The organism is Roseibaca sp. Y0-43, assembly GCF_020667835.1.
Lineage (GTDB): Bacteria > Pseudomonadota > Alphaproteobacteria > Rhodobacterales > Rhodobacteraceae > Roseinatronobacter.
Window position 1 is genome coordinate 16,601 of sequence record NZ_JAFMPR010000006.1, and the last position, 21,461, is coordinate 38,061.

A 21,461-nucleotide genomic window follows, 5' to 3' on the forward strand; every position below is an offset into this window, starting at 1 on the left:
CTAGCTTGTGCCGGGGCATCGGGCAAGATGGGCGGTCAAAAATTTAACATGTGCAACGCACGAGTTCAGAAATCCAGCCCCAGATCCGCCACCTGCGCCGAATGCGTCAGCGCGCCGACCGAGATGAAATCGACCCCGGTTGCCGCGACCTCGGCAATCCGCTCCAGCCGCATATTGCCAGAGGCTTCGGTCACAAGCCGCCCCGCGACCATCTGCACCGCCTGCGCCAGTGACGCGGTGTCCATATTGTCCAGAAGCACCACATCCGCGCCGCCCGTGGTTAGCACCTGCTCTAGCTGGGCAAGCGTATCGACCTCGATCTCGATGCGCATCATATGGCCTGCGCGGTCGCGCGCTGCGCTCAGCACCTCTGCCACACCCCCCGCCGCCGCGATATGGTTGTCCTTTATCAGGATCGCGTCCGAGAGGCTGTAGCGGTGCGGGCTGCCGCCGCCATGCAGCACCGCCTGTTTTTCGACCAGCCGCAGCCCCGGCGTGGTCTTGCGCGTGCAGGTGATGCGTGCCTTGTGACCCTGCGTTTCGGCCACGAAGGCCGCGGTCAGCGTGGCAATGCCGGTCAAACGGCCCATGAAATTCAGCGCAACGCGCTCGGCACTGAGGATAGAGGCCGCAGCGCCATCAATCGTCAGGATCGTGTCGCCCGGCGCAACCCGTGCGCCATCTGCGTGCAACACGGTCACGCGCAAGGCTGGATCGACCAGCCGAAAGGCCAGCACCGCCGCCTGCACGCCCGATACGACACCGGCCACGCGCGCGTTCAGTCGCGCGCTATAGGTCAGGTCGGGACCGATCACAGCGCGCGTTGTCGCGTCGCCATTCGGGCCAAGGTCTTCGATCAGGGCCGCGCGCACCAAGGGTTCCAGCAGCAAATCGGGAATAGCAGGGATCATGCGCGCTCCAAGACATCAGTAAGGGTGGTGAAACTGCGCGCGGCTTGCGCGGGGTCGGTGGCCGGAAAATCGTCGCGCCAATGCGCGCCCCGGCTTTCGCGGCGCGCCAGCGCGCTGGCCGCGATCAGGCGCGCGGTGGCGCACATATTGCCGAAATCGGGGCAATCGGAGTGGGCATGGTCCAGCCGGTCGATCACGTCCAAGGCCTGTTGCAACCCCGCACCCGTGCGGCGGACGCCGACAAGGTCCGTCATGGTGCGGCGCAGTTCTGCGACCGCATCCGGGTCGGGCGCTATGCCCAGCCCGGCAAACGCCAAAGCCACCGGGGCCGCATCTGACGGCGCAATCCCGGTGCCGATGTCCTGCGCGCAGGCGCGGGCGAAGACCAGCGCTTCCAGCACCCCGTTAGAGGCCAGACGGTTCGCGCCGTGCAGCCCTGTGGACGCGGCTTCACCACAGACCCACAAGCCGGACAGTGAACTTCGGCCCCGCTGGTCCACCGCGACGCCGCCCATGTGGTAATGCGCAGCCGCCGCCACCGGGATGGGTTGCGTGACAGGGTCCAGCCCCGCGCGCATGCAGGCTTCGGCGACGACCGGAAACTCTGTCACAACCCGCGCGCCCAAGGCCGCGCGCGTATCCAGCGCGGGGCGGTTGCCCGCTTGTGTCTGTGCAAAGACCGCGCGCGCCACGATGTCGCGCGGCGCGAGTTCCGCCGCCGGGTGCTCGCCGCGCATGAAGCGGGTGCCGTCCGCGTTGACCAGCACCGCCCCGGCCCCGCGCAAGGCCTCTGTCGCCAAGGGTGCAGGGTCCAGCCCCACATCCATCGCGGTGGGGTGAAACTGCACGAATTCCATATCGGCCATGCGCGCGCCAGCCCGTGCGGCCATGCCCATGACCTGCCCGCGAATGCGCGCGGGGTTGGTGGTCAGCGCGTATAGCCCGCCAGAGCCGCCACCGGCGAGCAGCACCGCGGGCGCGCGCAAGTCAACCGGCGCGCTGACGCCCGCATCCGTGACCTGCGCCAATCGCAGCCCGACAACGCGGTCGCCTTCGGTCAGCAAGCCTTGTGCGATCACACCTTCCATGACCTGCACCGAGGGTGTGGCGCGAACGATCGCGATCAGCGTTTCCATGATCTTGCGGCCCGCCTGGTCGCCTTGCACGCGCACCACGCGGGCGGTGGAATGCGCGGCCTCATGGTTCATGACAAACCCGCCGTCGCGGTCGCGGTCAAAGGGCGTGCCGCGCTCGGCCAGATCCAGAATATGGTCGCGCGCGGCCTGCGTGACCATGCGCGCCACCTCCGGGTCGACGGTGCCGGCGCCGGCGCGCATCGTGTCTTCGGCATGGGCCTCTGGCGTGTCGGGGGCGGACATGGCGGCGGCAATTCCGCCTTGCGCCCAAGCCGAGGATGCCCCTTCGCCCAAGGTTTCGGGCGAGATGACCAGCACGGGGCGCGGCGCAAGCGACAGGGCGGCGTATAACCCGCCAAGCCCCGCGCCCACGATCACGATGCGCGATGTGTCCAAGCCCCTAGCCTTTCGCGCTCAGGTCGATCATGCGCTGTACCGCCAGCCGCGCCTTGTCGGCCACGTCATCCGGCACGGTGATCTCTGTCGTCATGGAATGCAGAGACCACAGCACCTTTTCCAGCGTGATCTTCTTCATGTAGGGGCACATGTTGCATGGCCCGATGAATTCTACCTCCGGGTGCGCATCCGAGATATTCGACGCCATCGAGCATTCGGTGACAAGCATCGCGCGTTCCGGCCGCTCGGCGCTGACATAGTCCAGAATGCCCTTGGTCGAGCCGGAGAAATCCGCCTCTGCCACCACGTCGGGCGGGCATTCGGGATGGGCGATGATGCGCGTGCCGGGGTTCCATTCGCGGAAATCGCGGATGTCCTGCGCGGTATATTGTTCATGCACGATGCACGACCCTTCCCACCAGACGATCCGCTTTTCGGGCACCTCGCGCGCCACGTTCTGCGCCAAATACTGGTCGGGCGTCATGATGATCGTGTCGGCATCGAGCGCGCGGATGATCTGCGCGGCATTGGCCGAGGTGCAGCAAATATCGCTTGCCGCCTTCACATCGGCGGTGGTGTTCACGTAGCTGACCACGGGCGCGCCGGGATAGCGCGCGCGCATCTGGGTAATGCCTGCGGGGGTGATCGATTCCGCCAGCGAGCAGCCCGCCTGCATGTCGGGCATCAGCACGGTTTTCGACGGGTTCAGGATTTTCGACGTCTCTGCCATGAAATGCACGCCGCATTGCACGATCACATCGGCATCGGTCTGGGTTGCGGCAATCGCCAATTGCAGGCTGTCGCCCACCACGTCACCAATGCCGTGGTATATTTCTGGCGTCATATAGTTATGCGCCAGAATGGTGGCATTGCGTTCGCGCTTCAGGGCGTTGATCGCGGCGACATAGGGCGCATGGATAGCCCAATCAGCAGGCGAAACGACGCGCGCCATGCGGGCGTATTCGTCCTGCATCTGTGCCGCAAGCTCTGGATTGGGGGCAAGATCGTAAGCCGCGCGCAACGTGTCGCGGATATTGGGCATGTCCAGCATGGCATGGCTCCTGTCGCTCTGCCCGGGTCCGTTTCGGTCGGGCGGGGGATGCATATGGGGGGTTCCCCCGAACGCACAAGGCATACTCCGCAAAAACCCAGAGCATCGGCCCGTTTTATACCGCGCGTTTATGCGCTGCGGGGCGGTCTGTCCAGCAAGCAGGCGCGGCCAAAGTGTCGCTTTGCACCGCGAAGCGCCGCTATTTGGCCATTGATCCGCAACCCGGCTTTGTAGAAAGGGGCAATATCCCGCCTGACGGTTCAGGCCGGGCCTGTAGGGAGTAGGCAGATATGGCGGAACCGGCAGCGGCAAGCGCAGAGGCGGCAACAGGTGGACGGCGCGGGCGCAGCGGCGGCGGTGGCGCGGCCCGGCGGGCAGCGCGCTCTGCCGTCAGTCTGGAGAGCGCGCGCTATATCGAGCGGAACATCCCCAACCTAGAGGTTCTGAACGAAGAGGCGCTGGCCATCATCGAGGCCAATGCCGAGACCGTTCTGGCCGAGATCGGTGTCGTCTTTGCCGAGAACCCAGCCGCCTTGGCGCTCTGGCGCGAAGCAGGGGCAGAGATCGACGGCGAGCGCGTGCGCATTCCGCGCGGGCTGGCGCGCAGACTGTGCGCCACTGCGCCCGCAAGTTTCACCCAGCACGCCCGCAACCCGGCACGTAATGTCGAAATCGGCGGTCGCAACCTGGTGCTGGCCCCGGTGTATGGCCCGCCTTTCGTGCGCTCAGCCAATAGCGGGCGACGCTATGCCACGATGGAAGACTTCCGCAATTTCGTGAAGCTGGGCTACATGTCGAAATGGCTGCACCATTCCGGCGGCACAGTCTGCGAGCCGACGGATGTGGCCGTGAACAAGCGCCATCTGGACATGTTGCAGGCGCATATGACCCTGTCTGACAAGCCCTATATGGGGTCCGTGACCGAACCCGTGCGCGCAACAGATTCGGTCGAGATGTCGAAGCTGTTGTTCGGGGCCGATTTCGTCGATCAGAACACGGTGATGACCTCGCTCATCAACATCAACAGCCCGCTGACCTTCGATTCGACCATGATGGGCGCTCTGGAGGTGTATGCCCGCGCCAATCAGGCCTGCATCATCTCGCCTTTCATCGTGGGCGGGGCCATGGCCCCCACGACCGTGGCAGGCACGCTGACGCAGGTCTTGGCCGAGGTGCTGGCGGGTGTCGCCTATAGCCAGTTGGTGCGTCCCGGCGCGCCGGTCATCATGGGCGCGTTCGTCACCTCGATCGACATGAACAGCGGCGCGCCCACCTTCGGCACGCCCGAAGCCTCGTTGATTACCTATGGCGCGGGGCAGTTGGCGCGGCGGCTGGGGCTGCCCTACCGCTCTGGCGGGTCGTTCTGCGGGTCCAAGCTGCCCGATGCACAAGCCGCCTATGAAACCGCGAACAGCCTGAACATGGCGCTCTTGTCGGGGGTCAACTTCATGCTCCATGCCTGCGGATGGCTGGAAGGCGGGCTTGTGGCGTCTTACGAGAAATTCGTCATGGATGCCGACCAGTTGGGCGCGCTGCACCATCTGGCCAAGGGCGTGGACATGTCCGCAAACGGTCAGGCCATGGACGCGCTGCGCGAGGTTGGTCCCGGCGGCCATTTCCTTGGCTGCGCGCATACGCAGGCCAATTTCAAAGACGCGTTCTGGCGGTCGGACCTGCTGGATTACAAACCGTTCGAGACATGGGAAGAAGAAGGCGCGCGCGATACGCAAACGCTGGCCACAGCCCGGGTGAACAAGCTTTTGGGCGACTACCAGCAGCCCAGCCTGGACCCCGCCGTGAACGAGGCGCTGGCCGATTACGTCGCGCGCCGCAAAGCGTCAGAGCCGGACGCTTTCGGCTGAACGCCATCTGCCTACGTTCAAAACGCAAAAGGCCGCCCCGTGGGGCGGCCCTTTTCATTGGCGTGATTTAGCGATCAATCCGCCCCGCGCGCCGCGTTCTTCGGCGTCAGGAACCCGCGCTGGACAGCAAATGCCAGCGCCATGATGCCCAGACCAATCGCGTCAGACAGCCAGCCGCCTGCGATCATGGCAAGCGCGCCTATGCCGATGACCACGCGCAGATACGGGTTGACCTTGCCGAAGAGCCACCCCTGCACGGCTGCCGCCAGCAGGTAGACGCCCAGCATCGCCGTGACGAACACATGTGCCACTTCAAACCATGTGCCCTGCATCAGAAGGGCGCTGTTGTAGAAGAACATGAACGGCACCACGAAGGCGGCAAGCCCCATCTTGAAGGATGTGACCGAGGTCTCGATCGGGTTCGCGCCCGAAATGCCCGCCGCCGCGTAAGAGGCGAGTGCCACGGGCGGCGTGATGGCCGACAAAACCGCATAGTAGAACACGAAGAAATGCGCGGTCAGCTGCGGAATGCCCAAGTTCACCAGCCCCGGCGCCACCACCGATGCCGCCACTGCGTAGGCTGCCGTCGTGGGCATCCCCATGCCCAGCAGGATCGCGATGCACATGGCGAAGAACAGCGCCAGCAATTGCGAGGTGGCCGCCAGACCCAGCAACAGGTTCGAGAAGCGCGCACCCACACCCGTCAGCGAAATGACGCCCACGATGATCCCCGCGCAAGCGCAGACCACGATGATCTGGATCGACATCTGCCCCGCGCTCTCAAACGCGCGATAGATCGCTTTCAGGTCCATGCGATAGGGCGTCAGCCAACTGACCACCGCCGCCGAAATGGTCGCCAAGGTGCCCGCGCGAATGACCGAATAGCCTTGGAACAGGGCCACGATCAGGATGATGATCGGCAGGAACAGGAACACCTTTTTCAGCATGTCCGGCAGTTTCGGCAGCTCGTCCTTGCGCATCCCGCGCATACCCAGCTTTGCCGCTTCGAAATCGACCATCAGGTAGACACAGGCGAAATACAGCACCGCCGGAATGATCGCGGCAATGGCGATTTCCTGATAGGGAATGCCGGTGATCTCTGCCATGATGAAAGCACCCGCGCCCATGATCGGCGGCATGATCTGCCCGCCGGTCGACGCCGCCGCTTCCACCGCGCCCGCGGTTTTCTTGTGATAGCCCACCTTCTTCATCAGCGGGATGGTCAGCGAGCCCGTCGCCACCACATTGCCCGCGCTGGTGCCGTTAATCATGCCCATCAGGCCCGATGCGAAGATCGACACCTTGGCCGGACCACCGCGTGCGCGCCCAGCCGTCGCGAAGGCGAAATTCACGAAGTAATCGCCCACTTTCGACGCCGACAGGAACGCCGCGAAGATGATGAACAGGATGATATAGGTCGAGGACACCGCCGTCGTCGGCCCAAGGATACCGGCATCTGTATAGACCTGGCTAAAGAACCGTTCCCACGAAATGGCGGGCGAGTTCAGGAAGCCGGGCAGGTATTGACCGGTAAAGACATAGATCAGGAACACGACAGAGATGATGACCAGCGCCAGACCGGCCACACGCCGCGTCAGTTCCAGGATAAGCAAGGTGCCCGCCAGCGCCGCGATCGAAATCCCGATGGGCGCGAAAGGCGTGCCGGTCGAGTTGCGCATGAGCGTGCCGAAGATGACGATCAGGTAGGTCGCGACGGCAATCCCGCAAACCCCCAGCACAAGGTCCGTGACTGAAAACGCATGGCGCGGCAAACGCTCGACCCAAGACAGGACAATCCCGCCCACTGTGGCCACCATCAGCGGAATGCCGAACAGGTAGATCTCTCGGAATTTCAGCGTGGCATCCATGCCGTTCCACATGACGCCGCCCTCGATCAGGCTGCCGAACCACGCCGCCACGCCCACCGAAAACAGCGCGGGCAACATCAGCAGCCATGACAGGCCGCGCACCAAGAGGTTCGGGCGCTGCCCCGTTGCTGGCTCGTCAGAGAAGCGGACCGACGCGAACAGCATGAACCCCAGCAGCAAGGCGCCCGAGACGTGGACGATGCGGAAATTCCACGTCTCCATCGGGAAACGCGGCAAAAGCGGCACGTTTATGCCGGTCAGATCGCGGATCGACAGACCGTTCAGCGCCGCCATGTGAAACGCGGCGTAAAGCGCCGAGAGGATACTGGCGGCAATCAGGATCTTGCCATGAAACTGGCGCGCATTGCCGACAACGGGTTCTTCATCGACCCCTTCGGCAAGCACGGGTGACGTTTGTTCGAGATCTTTGTCTGACACGGGCGCTACCTGTTGACATGATGCAGGCCTTGGGCGGCCCAAATACAAAGAAAGGGCCACCCCCGCAGGCAGGGATGGCCCGATAGATCGGCGAATTAGCCGCCGTAGATCATGTCGGCGGGAATTTCCGCACCGGCATTCTCAATGAACCAGCGTGCTGCGCCGGGATGCCACTTCAGGACGTTGTTCTTGTCCCAGTGCTCGGGCAGGGTCTGGGTCGCGGCGCGGTGGATGTTCACCATACGCTCGTTATCCGACATCACGACATTGGTCGCCTCATAGACGAAGCTTTCCGGCAGGTCGCAATTTGCGATCGCGAAGTTCCACATCGACACGGACCGCGCAGGTGCTTCCAGCGTAGTGTAGGTGTCTGCCGCGATCTCGAAAGCCGAAACCGGGTAGTTCGCGGCGATGGTTGCCTGCTCTTCCTCGGTGAACTCGATGATGTTCACGTCGGTCTGAACTTCCAGCTGGCTGACGGCGGGAACGGGCACACCGGCGGCGAAGGCGATCACGTCCAGCAGGCCATCCTGCAACTGGCCGCCCAGGTCGGACCAACCACCGTTGCGGCGCTCGAAATTCACGCCAAGGGTTTCCAGCATACGCGGGAAATAGGTGTCAGAGGTCGAGCCAGCGGGGCCGAAGCCGATGCGTGCACCGTCCGGGATTTCCGAGATTGAGGTGATGCCCGAGGAGGACAGCGCCGTGATCGAGAAGGGCGTCTGATACATCGGGAACATGGCACAAGCCTTGTCCATCGCCAGACCCGGTGCAATCGGGTTGGTCCCTGCCAGCGATTCCGCTGCCGGGCCCATCGTGGTCATGCCGAAGGCGGCATCGCCGGTGTGGACCAGTGCCATGTTCTGCATGGGGCCACCGGTGACTTCGCCACCGCCGGAAATGCCCAGCTCTTCCGCCACGAGGTTCGCCCAGCCAGAGCCATAGGCGAAGAACGTGCCGCCCTGGCTTGCCGTGCCAACGGTGAAGCTGGCGGGCCAGTCCGAGCGGTCCTGTGCTTGCGCCATCGACGCGGTCACAAGGGCAGCAGCGGCCAAGGCCGTGAATTTGGTATAACGCATGAAGATCCTCCCATGGATTTGCGTATTTTCGCCGTGATCCATGGCGCCCCCTCTCTTGGGCACCAAGGCACGGGGGAAAAGGATAGGCCGGGGGCAGCCATTGCAAGCGCGCGCTTGGATGATCACGAAGTTAGCGCAATCAAATAAGGTCGATGTGTAGAATTCTACCCATCACGCGCCCGTCATGTGTCGAATGCTACTCATCTTGTGCGCTGTCGTGAAACTGGGCCTTGTCAATCCCGTGGCGCGTCAGCTTGTCGTAAAGCGCCTTGCGCGACAGGCCGAGGGATTCGTAGACCGGTTTCAGCGCACCGCGATGGCGGATCAGCGCATCGACCAGCAGCTTACGCTCATGCGCGGCCATCATGTCGGACAGGCGTCCGGTGGCGTCATCCGAGACTTGCACATCCAACTGCGCCACGCCCAGCGCATGGCGCTCCGCGACATTGCGCAACTCGCGGACATTGCCGGGCCAGTCGAGAGTGGCCAACTGCGCCAGCATCGCCGGGCTTGGGCGGCGCGGGGTCAGGCTGTGGCGGGCCTGAGCGCTTGCCAAGAGCTGCGAGAAAAGCGCAGGAATGTCCTCTGCCCGGTCCCGCAAGGGCGGCACGGTCAGGCTGACGGCATTCAGACGATAGAGCAGGTCGGGCCGGAACCGCCCCTCTGCGACAAGGTCTTCCAAGGGCACCCGGCTGGTGGCGATGAAGCGCACATCCAGCTCGCGCAACTCGTTCGACCCAAGCGGCGAGATCACGCGCTCTTCGATCACGCGCAGGAACTTGGCTTGCAGATCGGGCGGCATGGCGCCGATGTCATCCAGCAGGATCGTGCCGCCGCGCGCATGGTCGAACTTGCCCGACCGCGCGCGCAGCGCGCCGGGAAACGCGCCTGCCTCATGGCCGAACAGCTCTGATTCAATCAACGTGTCGGGCAGCGCGCTACAGGTGATCGCAACGAAGGGCTTCGCAGCCCGCGCCGACATGTCGTGCAGGGCGCGTGCGACCACTTCCTTGCCAGTGCCGGTTTCGCCCACGATCAGCACATCGGCATCTGACGGGCCAATGGTGCGCAGCTGACGGCGCAGCGCGATCATTGCGTTCGAGCGCCCGACCAACCGCGCTTCCAGATCATCCGCCTGTCCGGCAACGGCCCGCAGGCGGCGGTTGTCCAGCACCAGCTTTCGATATTCCAGCGCCCGCGCGGCGATGCCGGCCAGTTGCGCGCCCGAGAAAGGCTTTTCCAGAAAATCATGCGCCCCCTCGCGCATGGCCCGCACGGCCAGCGGCACATCGCCATGGCCGGTTATCAGGATGACCGGGATTTCCGGGTCGATGTCGTGAATGCGGGTCATCAGGCTTAGCCCGTCCAGCCCCGGCATCCGAATATCAGTAATGACGACCCCCCCGAACCCGGCGGTCATCCGGTCCAGAACGGGTTCGGCGCGGGCAAATCCTTCGGGGCTTAGGCCCGCAAGATCCAGCGCCTGCTCTGTCGAGCGGCGCAGGTCGGCGTCATCATCTATCAGGAAAACCGGCGCGCCGCTCATTCTGCCGCATCCAGTTCGGGCAAAACGGCTGCGGGCAGAACCAACGTGAACACCGCCCCACCCTGCGGATGATTGGCCACGCTCAGCCGCCCGCCGAAATCGCGCACGATGTTATAGGTGATCGACAGGCCCAACCCCAAGCCCTTGCCCACTTCCTTGGTGGAAAAGAACGGGTCGAAAATCCGGCCCTGCAAGGCATCCGGCACGCCGGGGCCATGATCGCGCAGCGTGATCTCGACCATGTCGCCCGCGCGGGTGGCGCGCAGGTGCAGGTGGCGGTTTTCCGTGCCCTCGACCACGTCGATGGCGTTGGACAGAAGGTTCACAAGCACCTGTTGCAGCCGCACCAGCCCGCCGGTGACGACCGGCGCGGGCTGTCCGAGGTCAAGATCCAGCGCGACCCCCGCCTTGTCCAGCCGCCATGCCAGCACGTCGCGCGCGCCGCTGACGGCATCGGCCAAAGAGACCGGGCGCAATTGCTCGTTCGGCTTGCGGGCGAAATTGCGCAAATGGCGGCTGATGCGCGTCATGCGGTCGATCATGCCCAGAACCTGCCCGATCGTGTCGCGCGCGTCGTCCGTGCGGTTGCGGTCCAGATAGGCGGCGGCATTCTCGGCGTAATTGCGCGCGGCGGCGAGGGGTTGGTTGAACTCGTGACTAAGTGCTGCCGACATCTGCCCAAGCGCGGCCAGCTTGCCCGCCTGAACCAGTTCGGCTTGGGTCTGGCGCAGGCGATCCTCGGCCATGCGCCGCTCGGCCACTTCGTCTTGTAGCGCGATATTGGCCTGTTCCAGCTCTGATGTGCGCTGCGCCACACGCGCCTCCAGCTCTGCGGCGGCGGCCTGTTGCACGGCCAGCCGTTCGGACAAGCGGCGGCGGTGCTGCCACAGGCTGAACGCGGCCAGCCCCAACAGGCCCAAGGCCAGCGCACCGGTGCTGACAAGCGTCAGCGCCTGCCGGTAAGCGCTATCCGTGGGCAGAAGCACCTGCATCGTCCAACCGGCGCGGGGCATATAGGTGCTAAGCGCCATGAATTCGTCCTGCCCGCCATCCGGGGCAAGGATGCGCAGCACCGCATGGCCGCCCGGCACCGTGTCGCGGCTATGGCTGATCTCTCCGATCTCGGCATCGGCATAGCGGCGCGTCTCGCGCGTGCGCGCAAGGCGTGCCGGATCCAGCGCGCCGAATGTGTGGAACAACCAGTCCGAACGGTAGGACAGAAAGACAATCCCTTCGGTGTCGGTCACGATGATGCGCAGATCGTCATAGGCCCAGGCGCGTTCGATCTGGTCAAGGTCGATCTTGATGACCACCACCCCCAAACGCTCGCGCCCGATATTGACCGGCGCGCCGAAGTAATAGCCGCGTTTGTTGGACGTGGTGCCCATGGCGTAGAACCGGCCCAAACCGCCGGCCATCGCTTCCTTGAAATAGGGGCGGAAGCTGAAATCGCCGCCGACGAAACTGCGGGTCTGGTCGTAATTGCTGGCCGCCAGCGTCATGCCGGTATGGTCCATCAGGTAGATGACCGACGCACCCGTCCGCTCTGCGGTTTCGCGCAGGTGGCGATTGGCGGCATCGACATGGGCCGGATCGTCGGGGTAGCGCAAGAGCGCACGCAGCGCAGGCTGTTCGGCCAGCAGCCCCGGCAAGCGTTCGAACCGCGACAACAGGCCCGACAGGCTGGCGGCGGCCAGTGTCAGCGTGCTGGAGCCGCGATCGTTCAGCTCGGCGAACTGGGCTTGCAGCGCACGGTCATAGGCAAAGCGCGCGGTTCCAAGCGCCGCGAACACCGCCAATGCCCCCAAGAGCCAGATCAATCGCAAGTATCGCAGGCCCATCACCCCGCCCCGCTTGGTCTACGCCTAACAAGACACCCGAAGCGCGCGGCTTGTCAAACCGTCACGCGTTGAACAGGAAGTGCAGCACATCGCCATCCTGCACCATGTAGGTCTTGCCCTCGACACGGAACTTGCCCGCCTCTTTCGCGCCCGCTTCGCCGCCATGGGCGATATAGTCGTCATAGGCGACCGTTTCGGCCCGGATAAAGCCGCGCTCGAAATCGCCATGGATGACGCCCGCCGCCTGCGGCGCAAGCGTGCCGTGCGGAATGGTCCAAGCGCGCGCTTCCTTGGGGCCAACGGTAAAGTAGGTTTGCAGGTTCAAAAGCGCATAGCCCGCGCGGATCAGACGGTCGAGGCCCGGCTCTTCCAGACCCATCTCGGACAGGAACATCTCTGCCTCATCCGCGGCAAGTTGGCTGATCTCTTCCTCGATCTGGGCCGAGATCACCACATGGCCCGCGCCTTGGGCGGCGGCCATTTCGGCCACGCGCGCGGATTGGGCGTTGCCGCTCGCGGCAGCACTCTCTTCCACGTTGCAGACATACAGCACCGGCTTCGAGGTCAAAAGCTGCAACATGCGCCACGCCTTGCGCTCGTCATCCGCGACCTGAACGGTGCGGGCGGGTTTGCCATTTTCCAATGCGGCCAATGCACGGCGCAGCAGCGCGTCCTGCTCGACGGCTTCCTTGTCACCGCTGCGAATCTTGCGAGTCAGGTTCGCCAGCCGTTTCTCGATCGAATCCATGTCGGCGATCATCAACTCTGTCTCGATGGTTTCGGCATCGGCGACCGGGTCGATCTTGCCTTCGACATGGGTGACATCGTCATCCTCGAAACAGCGCAGCACATGGGCAATCGCATCGACTTCGCGGATATTGGCTAGGAACTGGTTGCCCAGACCTTCGCCCTTCGACGCCCCGCGCACAAGGCCCGCGATATCGACAAAGGTCATGCGGGTCGGGATGATGTCTTTCGATTTGCCGATTTCGGCCAGCTTGAACAGGCGCGCATCGGGCACGGCCACATCGCCTACATTGGGTTCAATCGTGCAGAACGGAAAATTCGCCGCTTGCGCGGCTGCGGTCTTGGTCAGCGCGTTGAACAGGGTCGATTTGCCAACATTCGGCAGGCCGACGATTCCCATGCGAAAGCCCATGCTATCCCCCAAAGGCTGCGGTTTGGCCTGCTTCTAGGCGGGGCGGCGCGCGGGCACAAGACTTGGTCGCACGCGGACCTAGCGCGCCATGTCCGGCCCGTCTTGCCAGATCGCGCGGCGAATGGCCGGGTCGAAGCGCAACTGCTGGTTCAACAGCTCCATGCCCAACTCTGCCCGCAAGCTGGGCTCGTCGCGCAGCAACGATACCCCAAGGCCCGCCCGCCCCTCGGGCCCCAAGAGGCCCAGAAAATCCAGAAGGGTCGGATAGACGTCTATCGTGGCGCCTGCCAGGTCGATCTGGCGCGGCACGGCATCGTCGGACAGCATCATCACCGTGTTGCGCCGCGTGTCCTGCCCCAGAAGCGCGCGCAAGCGCGGGTCATGGCCCAGATGGTCGGACATCAACAGGAACACGGTCTTGCGCGCGCCTTGATTTGCCCGCACGAAACGGACGAAATCGCGCACCTGTTGGGCCAGGCAATAGGCCGCCGGACCTATTTCAGAGACATGCGCCACGCGCCCGTCTTCGCGGCACGCGCGAGAGACAAGGTGACGCGGTCCATGCGGGCCGAAGGTCTGCACCATAAGCAGGAACGGATCGGTCCGCGACGCCAGATCCAGATAGCGCGTGCGGGCATGGTCCAGGACCATCTGGTCATCGACCACCCAATGGTATTTGGCTTGCGCGACCTCTGGCTGCGGGAAAACGGTTTCCAGCCGCTCCAGATCGGTGATCCGGTCGAAGCCATGGCTGTTGACGAAATGGTGATTGCCCGCGAAACGGCGGTCATTGCCCAAGATATACTCGTTCCAGTATCCGCGCGCTTTCAGAATATCGCCAAGGCAGGTCTGCGCGGTCAGGAAATCGGTCTGGTCGGCAAACATGTTCAGGGCGTTGCCCTGCGCGTTGGGCAAAAGCGGCAGGCCACATTGGCTTGCCACGATCCCGGCGATGGTCCAGCCGGTCCCGTCTATCTGGGCGATATCGGTGAAAACCAGCGCCTCGCGTTCCAGCTCTGCCAAGGGGGCATAGGCCTCGCCGAACAGGTCGGTGCGCTTATATCCGCGCTCGAACCCCTCAAGGTAGATCAAGACGATGTCGGGCCGCTCTGCCTGCGCGACGGGTTGCGGCGTGACCAACCGGCTGTGCAAGCCCAAGGGCGCGGTGGTGACACCCGTGGCCGACAGCGCCGCCCAAAGCGTCGGGTTCACCAACCATAGCGCCATGGCACCAGCCACGGCGGCGGTGGTCCGCAACTTGAACAGGCTGCCCAAGTGAAACACCGCCAGCACATATAATAAGATCGCCCCAAGGCTTTGCACGAGTGCCGGGCGGCTTTCGACGAAACTGTCCACCGTCACCCCTGCGCGCAGATGGTGCAGAAGGGCCATGAAATCGACATAGCCGAACATGCGCATGACGATGGCGAAGGGCAGCAGCACGAAGGCCATCGTGAACAGCAGCAGATAGGCCTTGGAAAACCGCTGCCACAGCATCCGCCCGCCCATGACCAGCGCCACCGCGTAAAAAGCCGCCAAGCTGGGCGCGAGCGACCAGAACGACACCGCCGGAAACAGCAACACGATCAGGCAGGCGGACAGCACCGCGAATAACAGGCACGCCGCAACCCAGCCCCGCAGCCCGACGCGCTGGACGGGTCGCGCCGCCTGTGCCGCCCGGTCGTGCTGCCTGTGCTGTTCCATCACTCTGCCATGGATTGCATTTCGGTCGGAAACAACATGGCAAAAGCGGCTTTTCAATGTCTAGCCCATGGTCTTGATTGCGTCTTTATGGTTTTTCAGCCACACCCGCCCAAAAGAACGAGAGTTGCCATGACCCGAATCGATACCAAATTCGCCGACCTGAAATCGCAAGGCCGCAAGGCTTTCGTGGCCTATATCATGGCGGGCGATCCCGATATCGAAACCTCGCTTGCGGTCATGCGCGGGCTGCCGGATGCCGGCGTGGACATCATTGAACTGGGTGTGCCCTTCACCGACCCGATGGCCGACGGCCCGACCATTCAGCTTGCCGGTCAACGTGCGCTGGATGGCGGCCAGACGCTGGAAAAGACCTTGCAAATGGTCCGCGATTTCCGCGCGGGCAACGACACGACCCCGATCGTTCTGATGGGCTATTACAACCCGATCTATTCGCGCGGGGTAGATCGCTTCCTGACCGACGCGCGCGAGGCGGGCGTGGACGGGTTGATCGTGGTGGACCTTCCGCCAGAGGAAGACAGCGAGCTTTGCCTGCCCGCGCAAGAGGCGGGTCTGAACTTCATCCGGCTGGCCACGCCGACGACAGATGCCGGGCGTCTGCCAAAGGTGCTGACCAACACCTCGGGCTTTGTTTACTATGTGTCGATCACCGGGATCACTGGCGCGGCCGCCGCGCAGGCGGCCGATGTCGGGCCGGAAGTGGCGCGTATCAAGGCCGCAACCGACCTGCCGGTCATCGTCGGCTTCGGCATTTCCACCCCCGACACCGCGCAAGAGATCGCGAGTGTCGCCGATGGGTGCGTGGTGGGGTCGGCCATCGTGAAACAGATTGCCGATGGCAAGCCGCTGGACGAGGTTCTGGCCTATGTCAAAACACTATCGGACGGCGCGCATCGCGGCTGACGGATAACAGCGGTTGCGGCCCGTTTAATTGGCTGCAACCGCGAGAGCGTTCGCACGCTCGCCAAGCACAACGGCCCACCACAATTTGCCGTTTTCATCCTGATGCCAGCCAACGCCCACATCGGTGGCGCGCGGATCAAGGATAACCTGCCGGGTTTCCGGCTCGATCATCCAGGCGTTGACGGTTTCGATCTCTGTCTCGAAGGTTTCCGAGATCAGCTCGCCCACGAACGCGCCCTGATAGCCCGCGCGCTGCGTGCGCAGGATGGGGCTGGACCCGTCCGAACCCCAATGCCACGGGCGCTGTTGAAAGGACATGTCCTGCGCATGTGTCGCCCCGGCGCTGGCCAGTTCCAGGCTGCTGGCCAAGGGCGGCAAACCGTTTTGCGCGCGCATCGTGTTGATGCCGTCCTGCATCCGCTGACGCACGCGCGGCGCGTCATTCGCCCCGATTCGATACACGACCGGCACTGGCTTGCCATCCGGCCCCATGCGCATGGGGGTGGTCATGGTGGTGCAGGCACTCAGCCCGAGGACAAGCAACAAAAACGAAGCAACGAGGCGCATAGGGTCATCTTCCAGCTAGAACGGCCCGACCCTTAGCGGGTTCGCCGCGGCATTTCAAACACAACTCACCGTGAAGAGGTCCGACTGTCGCGACTATGGCACCAAAGGGCCCAGAAAGTGTTGCGAATTTGACGACGCGTCTAAAATCTGTGGTGACAAGCAAAACGGCACGTTGCGTTCAGGCGCAGAAAATGGTTTCAACCGGATTACGACATTTCGTCTTGGGAGCCAGCACAAATGTTCTGTGTTGGCGAATTCTGGAGGTTTACTATGAAGAAGATCGCACTCGCAGCTGCTCTGTCGATGGCCGCAACCACCGCTTTTGCTGGTGGCATGGGCGGCAAGTACAAAGAGCCGGTTATCGAACCCGCTGTTGTTGTCGAAGACGTCAAGTCCTCGTCGGCTTCGGGCATCATCGTTCCGCTGATGCTGCTGCTGGTTGTCGCTGCTGCCGCTGCTTCGCGCTAAGCAACGCATCTTGCGAAAAGAAAATGGTGGGCCTTGGCCCACCATTTTTTTTGCCTCTACGAGAAAAGAAAACGGCCAGTCGCGACTGGCCGTTTCGCATTCATGCTGGATCAGGACCAACCTTTCAGGTTTTCTTCGATCACCTCGGTCAGCGCGGCGATGTGCTGCGCATCGTCGTTCAGGCAGGGAATATAGGTGAAATGGTCACCACCCGCCTCTTCGAAGCTCTCGCAAATCTCTTCGTTGATTTCTTCAAGCGTCTCGATGCAATCCGCAGAGAAGGCCGGCGCGATCACGGCCAGCCGTTTTACACCCTGCTTGGCGAGATCGGCGACATGATCGACCGTGTAGGGACGCAGCCAACCTTCGGGGCCGAAGACCGACTGGAAGGTGGTCTGGATGGACCCTTCGGGCCAGCCAAGTTCCTCGCGCAGCAGACGCGTAGTTTTCTGGCACTGGCAATGGTAAGGATCGCCCTCCATCAGGTAGCGCTTCGGCATCCCGTGATATGAGGCGACCAGCACTTCAGGCTTTTCTTCCATCGCATCATAGGCGCGGCGCACGGAATCGGCCAAGGCCTTGATGTAGGACGGATGTTCGAAATACGGCGCGACCGTGCGCACGGCGGGTTGCCATTTTTGCGTCATCAGAGCGCGGAAGAACTGATCGCAGGCGGTCGCAGAGGTGGCACCGGCGTAATGCGGGTAAAGAGGGAAGAACAGGATCTTCTCGCAGCCGGCCTTGACCATCTCATCCACCTTGGACGTGGTAGAGGGGTTGCCGTAGCGCATACAGAAATCAACCATGACATTGTCGCCGTATTTCTCGGCCACGGCCTCTGCGATCAAGCGGGTCTGGTCCTTGGTGATGGTCAAGAGCGGGCTTTCGTTCTTTTCCATGTTCCAGATGGATTTGTAATTCGCCCCCGACGTAAACGGCCGCTTGGTCAGGATGATAAGCTGCAACAGCGGCTGCCACAGCCACGCCGGGTAATCCACCACGCGCTTGTCGGACAGGAACTCGTTCAGGTAGCGGCGCATCGACCAATAGTCGTAATTGTCAGGCGTGCCGAGATTGGCGATCAAAACCCCGATCTTCGCCTGCGGCACGGCGGGATGGTCGGCATCGGCATGGGCCAGACGCCCGGTGCCGGGCTGATCCATGTGGACGGGACACTTTCCCGCGGGGTGCGCTTGCTTTGCATCGAGCATGGCTTCGTCTTTCATCTCACCGCCTCCTAATCGCTTTGGTCGGAAATAGCGGATTCGCGGGCGGAATCAATCTTTCCGGGGGATTTTCACCTGGTCGGGCAAACCCACTTCTGTCGCGCCCAACGCATCCGCAAGGCGTGTGGTCGCCGATCCAGGGCGCAGCGGTTTCGGCTGGTCTGCCGAGGGTGCCCAACCGGACAGGAAGATAATATCGAATGTTGCGCCGAAACTCCCGTCTGGCAAGGCGAAATTGCGGGCGTATTGGGCGCGGGCGCGGTTAAACAAGGCACGCGGCGCGGGTTTGCGCGGGCGCGCGGCCATGGCGTTGCGCTCGCCCATGGCGCGCAGGTCGGCATAAAGCGTAGTTAGGTCGCGATATGCGACGCTCTGCCGCACCGAATCCGCCACCGGCAGCGCAAAGCCCGCACGCTGCAACCCGGCCCCCAGATCGCGAATTTCGGCCATCGGCAGAACCCGCGCGCTCAGCCCGCCGGTCAGCTCGGATTCGGCCTGTGCAAGCGCCGCGCGCAGCTCTGCCAGCGTTTGCCCGCCGAAAAGTGCGGCCAGAAACAGCCCGTCGGGCCGCAGTGCACGCCGCGACTGAACCAATTGGCCGACCGGATCGTCGGCCCAATGCAGGGCCATGGCGTGAATCACCAGATCATGGGCCGCTTCTTGCAGGTCCAGCACCGGGTCATCGGCCACCACATGCGCCTCGGGCAACAGATCGGCCCAAACCGACGGCAGGCCGGTCACGATCGCGGGCGATGTGAACGATCTGTTAACCATCGCCAGCCTATCGTGCAGTTCGTCACGCACCAAGGCGTGCAGGAACGCCCCCACATCGGCGCGGGCGCGGTTGCGGGCCAAGGCGTCACGATCTGTCAGGCGCGGGGCGGTCATGGCGGGTCCGTTTTGGCTGTGGGCAGCATGTAGGGGCATCGGGGGTGAAATGCAAAACATGCGCGGCGCGATACTGACACAAACAGGCAAGGCGGTGCTGCGCGCGCTCTTTCCGCCGCAATGCGTGACCTGCGACACGCTAGTGGACGAAGAGGGAATGCTCTGCCCCACATGCTGGCGCGACATGCCCTTTATCGACGGGCTGTGCTGCGATGCCTGCGGCTTGCCGCTGCCGGGAAGCGACACGGGCGCGGTAGTGCATTGCGACGAATGCCTGACGCTTGCGCGCCCGTGGGAACAGGGGCGCGCAGCGCTGCTTTATGGTGACAAAGCGCGCAAACTGCTTCTGGGGCTGAAATACTATGACCGTCTGGATCATGTGCCGCCCGCCGCACGCTGGATGTCGCGCGCCGCCGCCCCGATTATCCGCCCCGGAATGCTGGTGGCCCCCATCCCTCTGCATTGGACACGGTTTCTGAAGCGTCGCTACAATCAGGCCGCCGAGCTTAGCCGCACGCTGGCCAAGCTGAACAGTCTGGACCATTGCCCCGACCTTTTGCATCGCACCCGCGCCACCGGCACCCAAGACGGGCGCGGGCGGCTGGGGCGGTTCAACAATATGCAAGACGCCTTCGCGCCCAACCCACGACAAGCCGCGCTTCTACACGCGCGCGACGTGTTGCTGGTCGATGACGTCATGACCGCCGGTGCCACTTTTGCAGCCGCCGCAGATTGCTGTTTGGCGCATGGCGCGGCCTCGGTGCGGGTTGTGGCGCTGGCACGCGTTGCGCGGGCGGTGTGATTCTATATAGTGCGGGTCACACAGCGCTAATTCCGGAACCCGCCATGCAACCGATTGAAATCTATACATCCCCCTTTTGCGGCTTTTGCCATGCCGCGAAACGGTTGCTGACCCAGAAAGGCGCCAGCTTTTCCGAGATCGACGTCGCCCGAAACCCCGACCGTCGGCCAGAGATGATGAAACGCGCGGGCGGGCGGCATACGGTGCCGCAGATTTTCATCGGCAAAACCCATGTCGGCGGCTGCGACGAGCTTTACGCGCTGGAACGGGCCGGGAAACTCGATGCGCTGCTGAAAGGCTGATGGCAGATGACCTTTCGCGCAGCGCTGTTGCAGCTCAATTCCGGCGACACGCCCGCCGACAACCTTCCGATCACGCTGGACTACCTGCGCGAGGCCCATGCGCAGGGGGCGCAGATGGCATTCACGCCCGAGGTGACGAATTGCATCTCGACCTCGCGCGCGGCGCAAGCGGCGGTTCTGTGCGACGAGGCGTCTGACCCAACCCTTGCCGCGATCCGCGCGCTGGCGGCAGAGTTGGGGCTGTGGGTGCATATCGGCTCTTTGGCGCTGAAAACCGGCGACGCGGATGGCCGCTTTGCCAATCGCGCCTTCGTCATCGGGCCAGATGGCGCGATCATGGCCCGCTACGACAAGATCCACATGTTCGACGTGCAGGTGTCGGAGACCGAAACCTACCGCGAATCGGCGGCCTTTCGACCCGGCGGGCAGGCCGTTCTGGCCGACACGCCCTTCGCCCGGTTTGGGCTAAGCATTTGCTACGACCTGCGCTTTCCCGCGCTTTACCGAAGCCTCGCCAAGGCGGGCGCGCAGATCTTCTGCATTCCGGCGGCGTTCAGCCCTGTAACCGGTGCCGCCCATTGGCTAAGCCTGTTGCGCGCGCGCGCCATTGAAAACGGTGCCTTCGTGCTGGCCCCGGCGCAAACCGGGTTGCACAAGGCAAGTGCCGGGCGCGAGCGGCGCACGCATGGGCACGGGATGGTCATTGCCCCATGGGGCGAGGTGTTGCTGGACATGGGCCGCGATCCGGGCGTCGCTTTGGTCGAAATCGACCTTGCCCGCGTTGCCGATGCCCGCGCGCGGGTGCCGTCGCTGGAGCATGACCGCCCCTTCCTGCCACCGGATGCGCCATGACATCCGACGTTGGAAATGCCCTGTTCAGCGAGTTGCTGATGGCGGACCAGATGGTGCGCAACCGTTTGTCGAAAGTGCTGCCCAAGGGGATGGAACTGTCGCATTTCGGTGTGCTGAACCTGCTTGCGCGGGTGCAATCGGAACGCTCCCCGGCGGAATTGGCGCGGGCCTTTCATGTCACGCGCGGGGCCATGACCAACACGCTGACCAAGCTGGAATGGGCCGGATATGTGCATATCCGCCCCGATTGGGACGATGCGCGCCGCAAGAAAGTGTCGATCAGCCCCTCGGGCCGGGCAGCGCGCGATGCCGCCCTCGCCGCGATCAGCCCGCTGATCGACGATATAACCCAGACCCTGGGCGACCAGCGCGTGCGCCAGACCATCCCGGTGCTACGCGAAATCCGCCTGCGGCTGGAAAGCGAATGAGTTGCACCCCCCGCGT

Annotated in this window: 19 protein-coding genes; 7 read left to right on the forward strand and 12 right to left on the reverse strand. The window is 63.6% G+C overall.

The features are described 5' to 3' along the window. Nucleotides 1-65: 65 nt before the first annotated feature. The 3 genes from nadC to nadA are packed head-to-tail and all read right to left on the reverse strand — an operon-like array spanning nucleotide 66 to nucleotide 3,494. Nucleotides 66-911, reverse strand: a complete 846-nt coding sequence (gene nadC / locus J1C52_RS08935) for a carboxylating nicotinate-nucleotide diphosphorylase (protein ID WP_227427595.1) — start codon at nucleotides 909-911, stop codon at nucleotides 66-68. Beyond that, entirely contained in the window at nucleotides 908-2,443 is a 1,536-nt protein-coding gene (locus J1C52_RS08940; RefSeq protein WP_227427596.1) for an L-aspartate oxidase, read from the reverse strand. Before J1C52_RS08940 ends, nadC begins: the two co-directional genes overlap by 4 nt. 4 nt (nucleotides 2,444-2,447) lie before the next feature. Continuing rightward, a complete protein-coding gene (gene nadA / locus J1C52_RS08945) occupies nucleotides 2,448-3,494 on the reverse strand; it encodes a quinolinate synthase NadA (RefSeq protein ID WP_227427597.1) in 1,047 nt (348 codons plus the stop codon). Between the two features lie 290 nt (nucleotides 3,495-3,784). On the opposite strand from nadA, the gene J1C52_RS08950 reads away from it, so the two are divergent. Then, nucleotides 3,785-5,356, forward strand: a complete 1,572-nt coding sequence (locus J1C52_RS08950) for a trimethylamine methyltransferase family protein (RefSeq protein ID WP_227427598.1) — start codon at nucleotides 3,785-3,787, stop codon at nucleotides 5,354-5,356. A 74-nt stretch (nucleotides 5,357-5,430) separates the two neighbouring features. On the opposite strand, the gene J1C52_RS08955 is transcribed toward J1C52_RS08950, so the two are convergent. The 6 genes from J1C52_RS08955 to J1C52_RS08980 all read right to left on the reverse strand — a co-directional run bounded on the left by J1C52_RS08955 (nucleotide 5,431) and on the right by J1C52_RS08980 (nucleotide 14,991). After that, nucleotides 5,431-7,662, reverse strand: a complete 2,232-nt coding sequence (locus tag J1C52_RS08955) for a TRAP transporter permease (protein WP_227427599.1) — start codon at nucleotides 7,660-7,662, stop codon at nucleotides 5,431-5,433. A 95-nt stretch (nucleotides 7,663-7,757) separates the two neighbouring features. Then, on the reverse strand, nucleotides 7,758-8,741 hold the full coding sequence (locus J1C52_RS08960) for a TAXI family TRAP transporter solute-binding subunit (RefSeq protein WP_227427600.1): 984 nt from the start codon (nucleotides 8,739-8,741) through the stop codon (nucleotides 7,758-7,760). 196 nt (nucleotides 8,742-8,937) lie between these two features. Further along, nucleotides 8,938-10,287, reverse strand: a complete 1,350-nt coding sequence (locus tag J1C52_RS08965; RefSeq protein WP_227427601.1) for a sigma-54-dependent transcriptional regulator — start codon at nucleotides 10,285-10,287, stop codon at nucleotides 8,938-8,940. Then, nucleotides 10,284-12,113 carry a sensor histidine kinase gene (locus J1C52_RS08970; RefSeq protein WP_227427602.1) on the reverse strand — a complete coding sequence of 610 codons (1,830 nt, stop codon included), beginning with the start codon at nucleotides 12,111-12,113 and terminating at the stop codon, nucleotides 10,284-10,286. Before J1C52_RS08970 ends, J1C52_RS08965 begins: the two co-directional genes overlap by 4 nt. A gap of 76 nt (nucleotides 12,114-12,189) precedes the next feature. Beyond that, nucleotides 12,190-13,287: a redox-regulated ATPase YchF gene (gene ychF / locus J1C52_RS08975; RefSeq protein WP_227427603.1), complete on the reverse strand. Its 1,098-nt coding sequence runs from the start codon at nucleotides 13,285-13,287 to the stop codon at nucleotides 12,190-12,192. 78 nt (nucleotides 13,288-13,365) lie between these two features. Then, a complete protein-coding gene (locus J1C52_RS08980) occupies nucleotides 13,366-14,991 on the reverse strand; it encodes a sulfatase-like hydrolase/transferase (RefSeq protein ID WP_227427604.1) in 1,626 nt (541 codons plus the stop codon). A 129-nt stretch (nucleotides 14,992-15,120) separates the two neighbouring features. Between J1C52_RS08980 and trpA the strand changes: the two genes are divergently transcribed. After that, on the forward strand, nucleotides 15,121-15,912 hold the full coding sequence (gene trpA / locus J1C52_RS08985) for a tryptophan synthase subunit alpha (RefSeq protein ID WP_227427605.1): 792 nt from the start codon (nucleotides 15,121-15,123) through the stop codon (nucleotides 15,910-15,912). Between the two features lie 24 nt (nucleotides 15,913-15,936). Here trpA and J1C52_RS08990 read toward each other — a convergent pair whose 3' ends face one another. Continuing rightward, nucleotides 15,937-16,479 (reverse strand): CAP domain-containing protein, encoded by a 543-nt coding sequence (locus J1C52_RS08990; protein WP_227427606.1) that lies wholly within the window; start codon nucleotides 16,477-16,479, stop codon nucleotides 15,937-15,939. 270 nt (nucleotides 16,480-16,749) lie between these two features. On the opposite strand from J1C52_RS08990, the gene J1C52_RS08995 reads away from it, so the two are divergent. After that, a complete protein-coding gene (locus J1C52_RS08995) occupies nucleotides 16,750-16,947 on the forward strand; it encodes a hypothetical protein (RefSeq protein ID WP_072244233.1) in 198 nt (65 codons plus the stop codon). 110 nt (nucleotides 16,948-17,057) lie between these two features. Here J1C52_RS08995 and hemH read toward each other — a convergent pair whose 3' ends face one another. Together hemH and J1C52_RS09005 are read right to left on the reverse strand one after the other, a co-directional pair. Beyond that, the gene (hemH, locus tag J1C52_RS09000) at nucleotides 17,058-18,110 is read right to left on the reverse strand and encodes a ferrochelatase (protein ID WP_227427823.1); all 1,053 of its coding nucleotides are present in this window, start codon (nucleotides 18,108-18,110) and stop codon (nucleotides 17,058-17,060) included. A 114-nt stretch (nucleotides 18,111-18,224) separates the two neighbouring features. Further along, the gene (locus J1C52_RS09005) at nucleotides 18,225-19,061 is read right to left on the reverse strand and encodes a methyltransferase domain-containing protein (protein ID WP_227427607.1); all 837 of its coding nucleotides are present in this window, start codon (nucleotides 19,059-19,061) and stop codon (nucleotides 18,225-18,227) included. A 49-nt stretch (nucleotides 19,062-19,110) separates the two neighbouring features. Between J1C52_RS09005 and J1C52_RS09010 the strand changes: the two genes are divergently transcribed. From J1C52_RS09010 to J1C52_RS09025, 4 genes are read left to right on the forward strand one after another with little or no spacing between them, the layout of a single operon-like run. Beyond that, nucleotides 19,111-19,863, forward strand: coding sequence for a double zinc ribbon domain-containing protein (locus J1C52_RS09010; RefSeq protein WP_227427608.1), 753 nt, complete (start codon nucleotides 19,111-19,113; stop codon nucleotides 19,861-19,863). A 44-nt stretch (nucleotides 19,864-19,907) separates the two neighbouring features. Continuing rightward, nucleotides 19,908-20,165, forward strand: coding sequence for a glutaredoxin 3 (grxC, locus tag J1C52_RS09015; protein ID WP_227427609.1), 258 nt, complete (start codon nucleotides 19,908-19,910; stop codon nucleotides 20,163-20,165). 6 nt (nucleotides 20,166-20,171) lie between these two features. After that, on the forward strand, nucleotides 20,172-21,017 hold the full coding sequence (locus J1C52_RS09020) for a carbon-nitrogen hydrolase family protein (RefSeq protein WP_227427610.1): 846 nt from the start codon (nucleotides 20,172-20,174) through the stop codon (nucleotides 21,015-21,017). After that, a complete protein-coding gene (locus J1C52_RS09025) occupies nucleotides 21,014-21,445 on the forward strand; it encodes a MarR family winged helix-turn-helix transcriptional regulator (protein ID WP_227427611.1) in 432 nt (143 codons plus the stop codon). Before J1C52_RS09020 ends, J1C52_RS09025 begins: the two co-directional genes overlap by 4 nt. The last annotated feature ends 16 nt before the right edge of the window (nucleotides 21,446-21,461 follow it).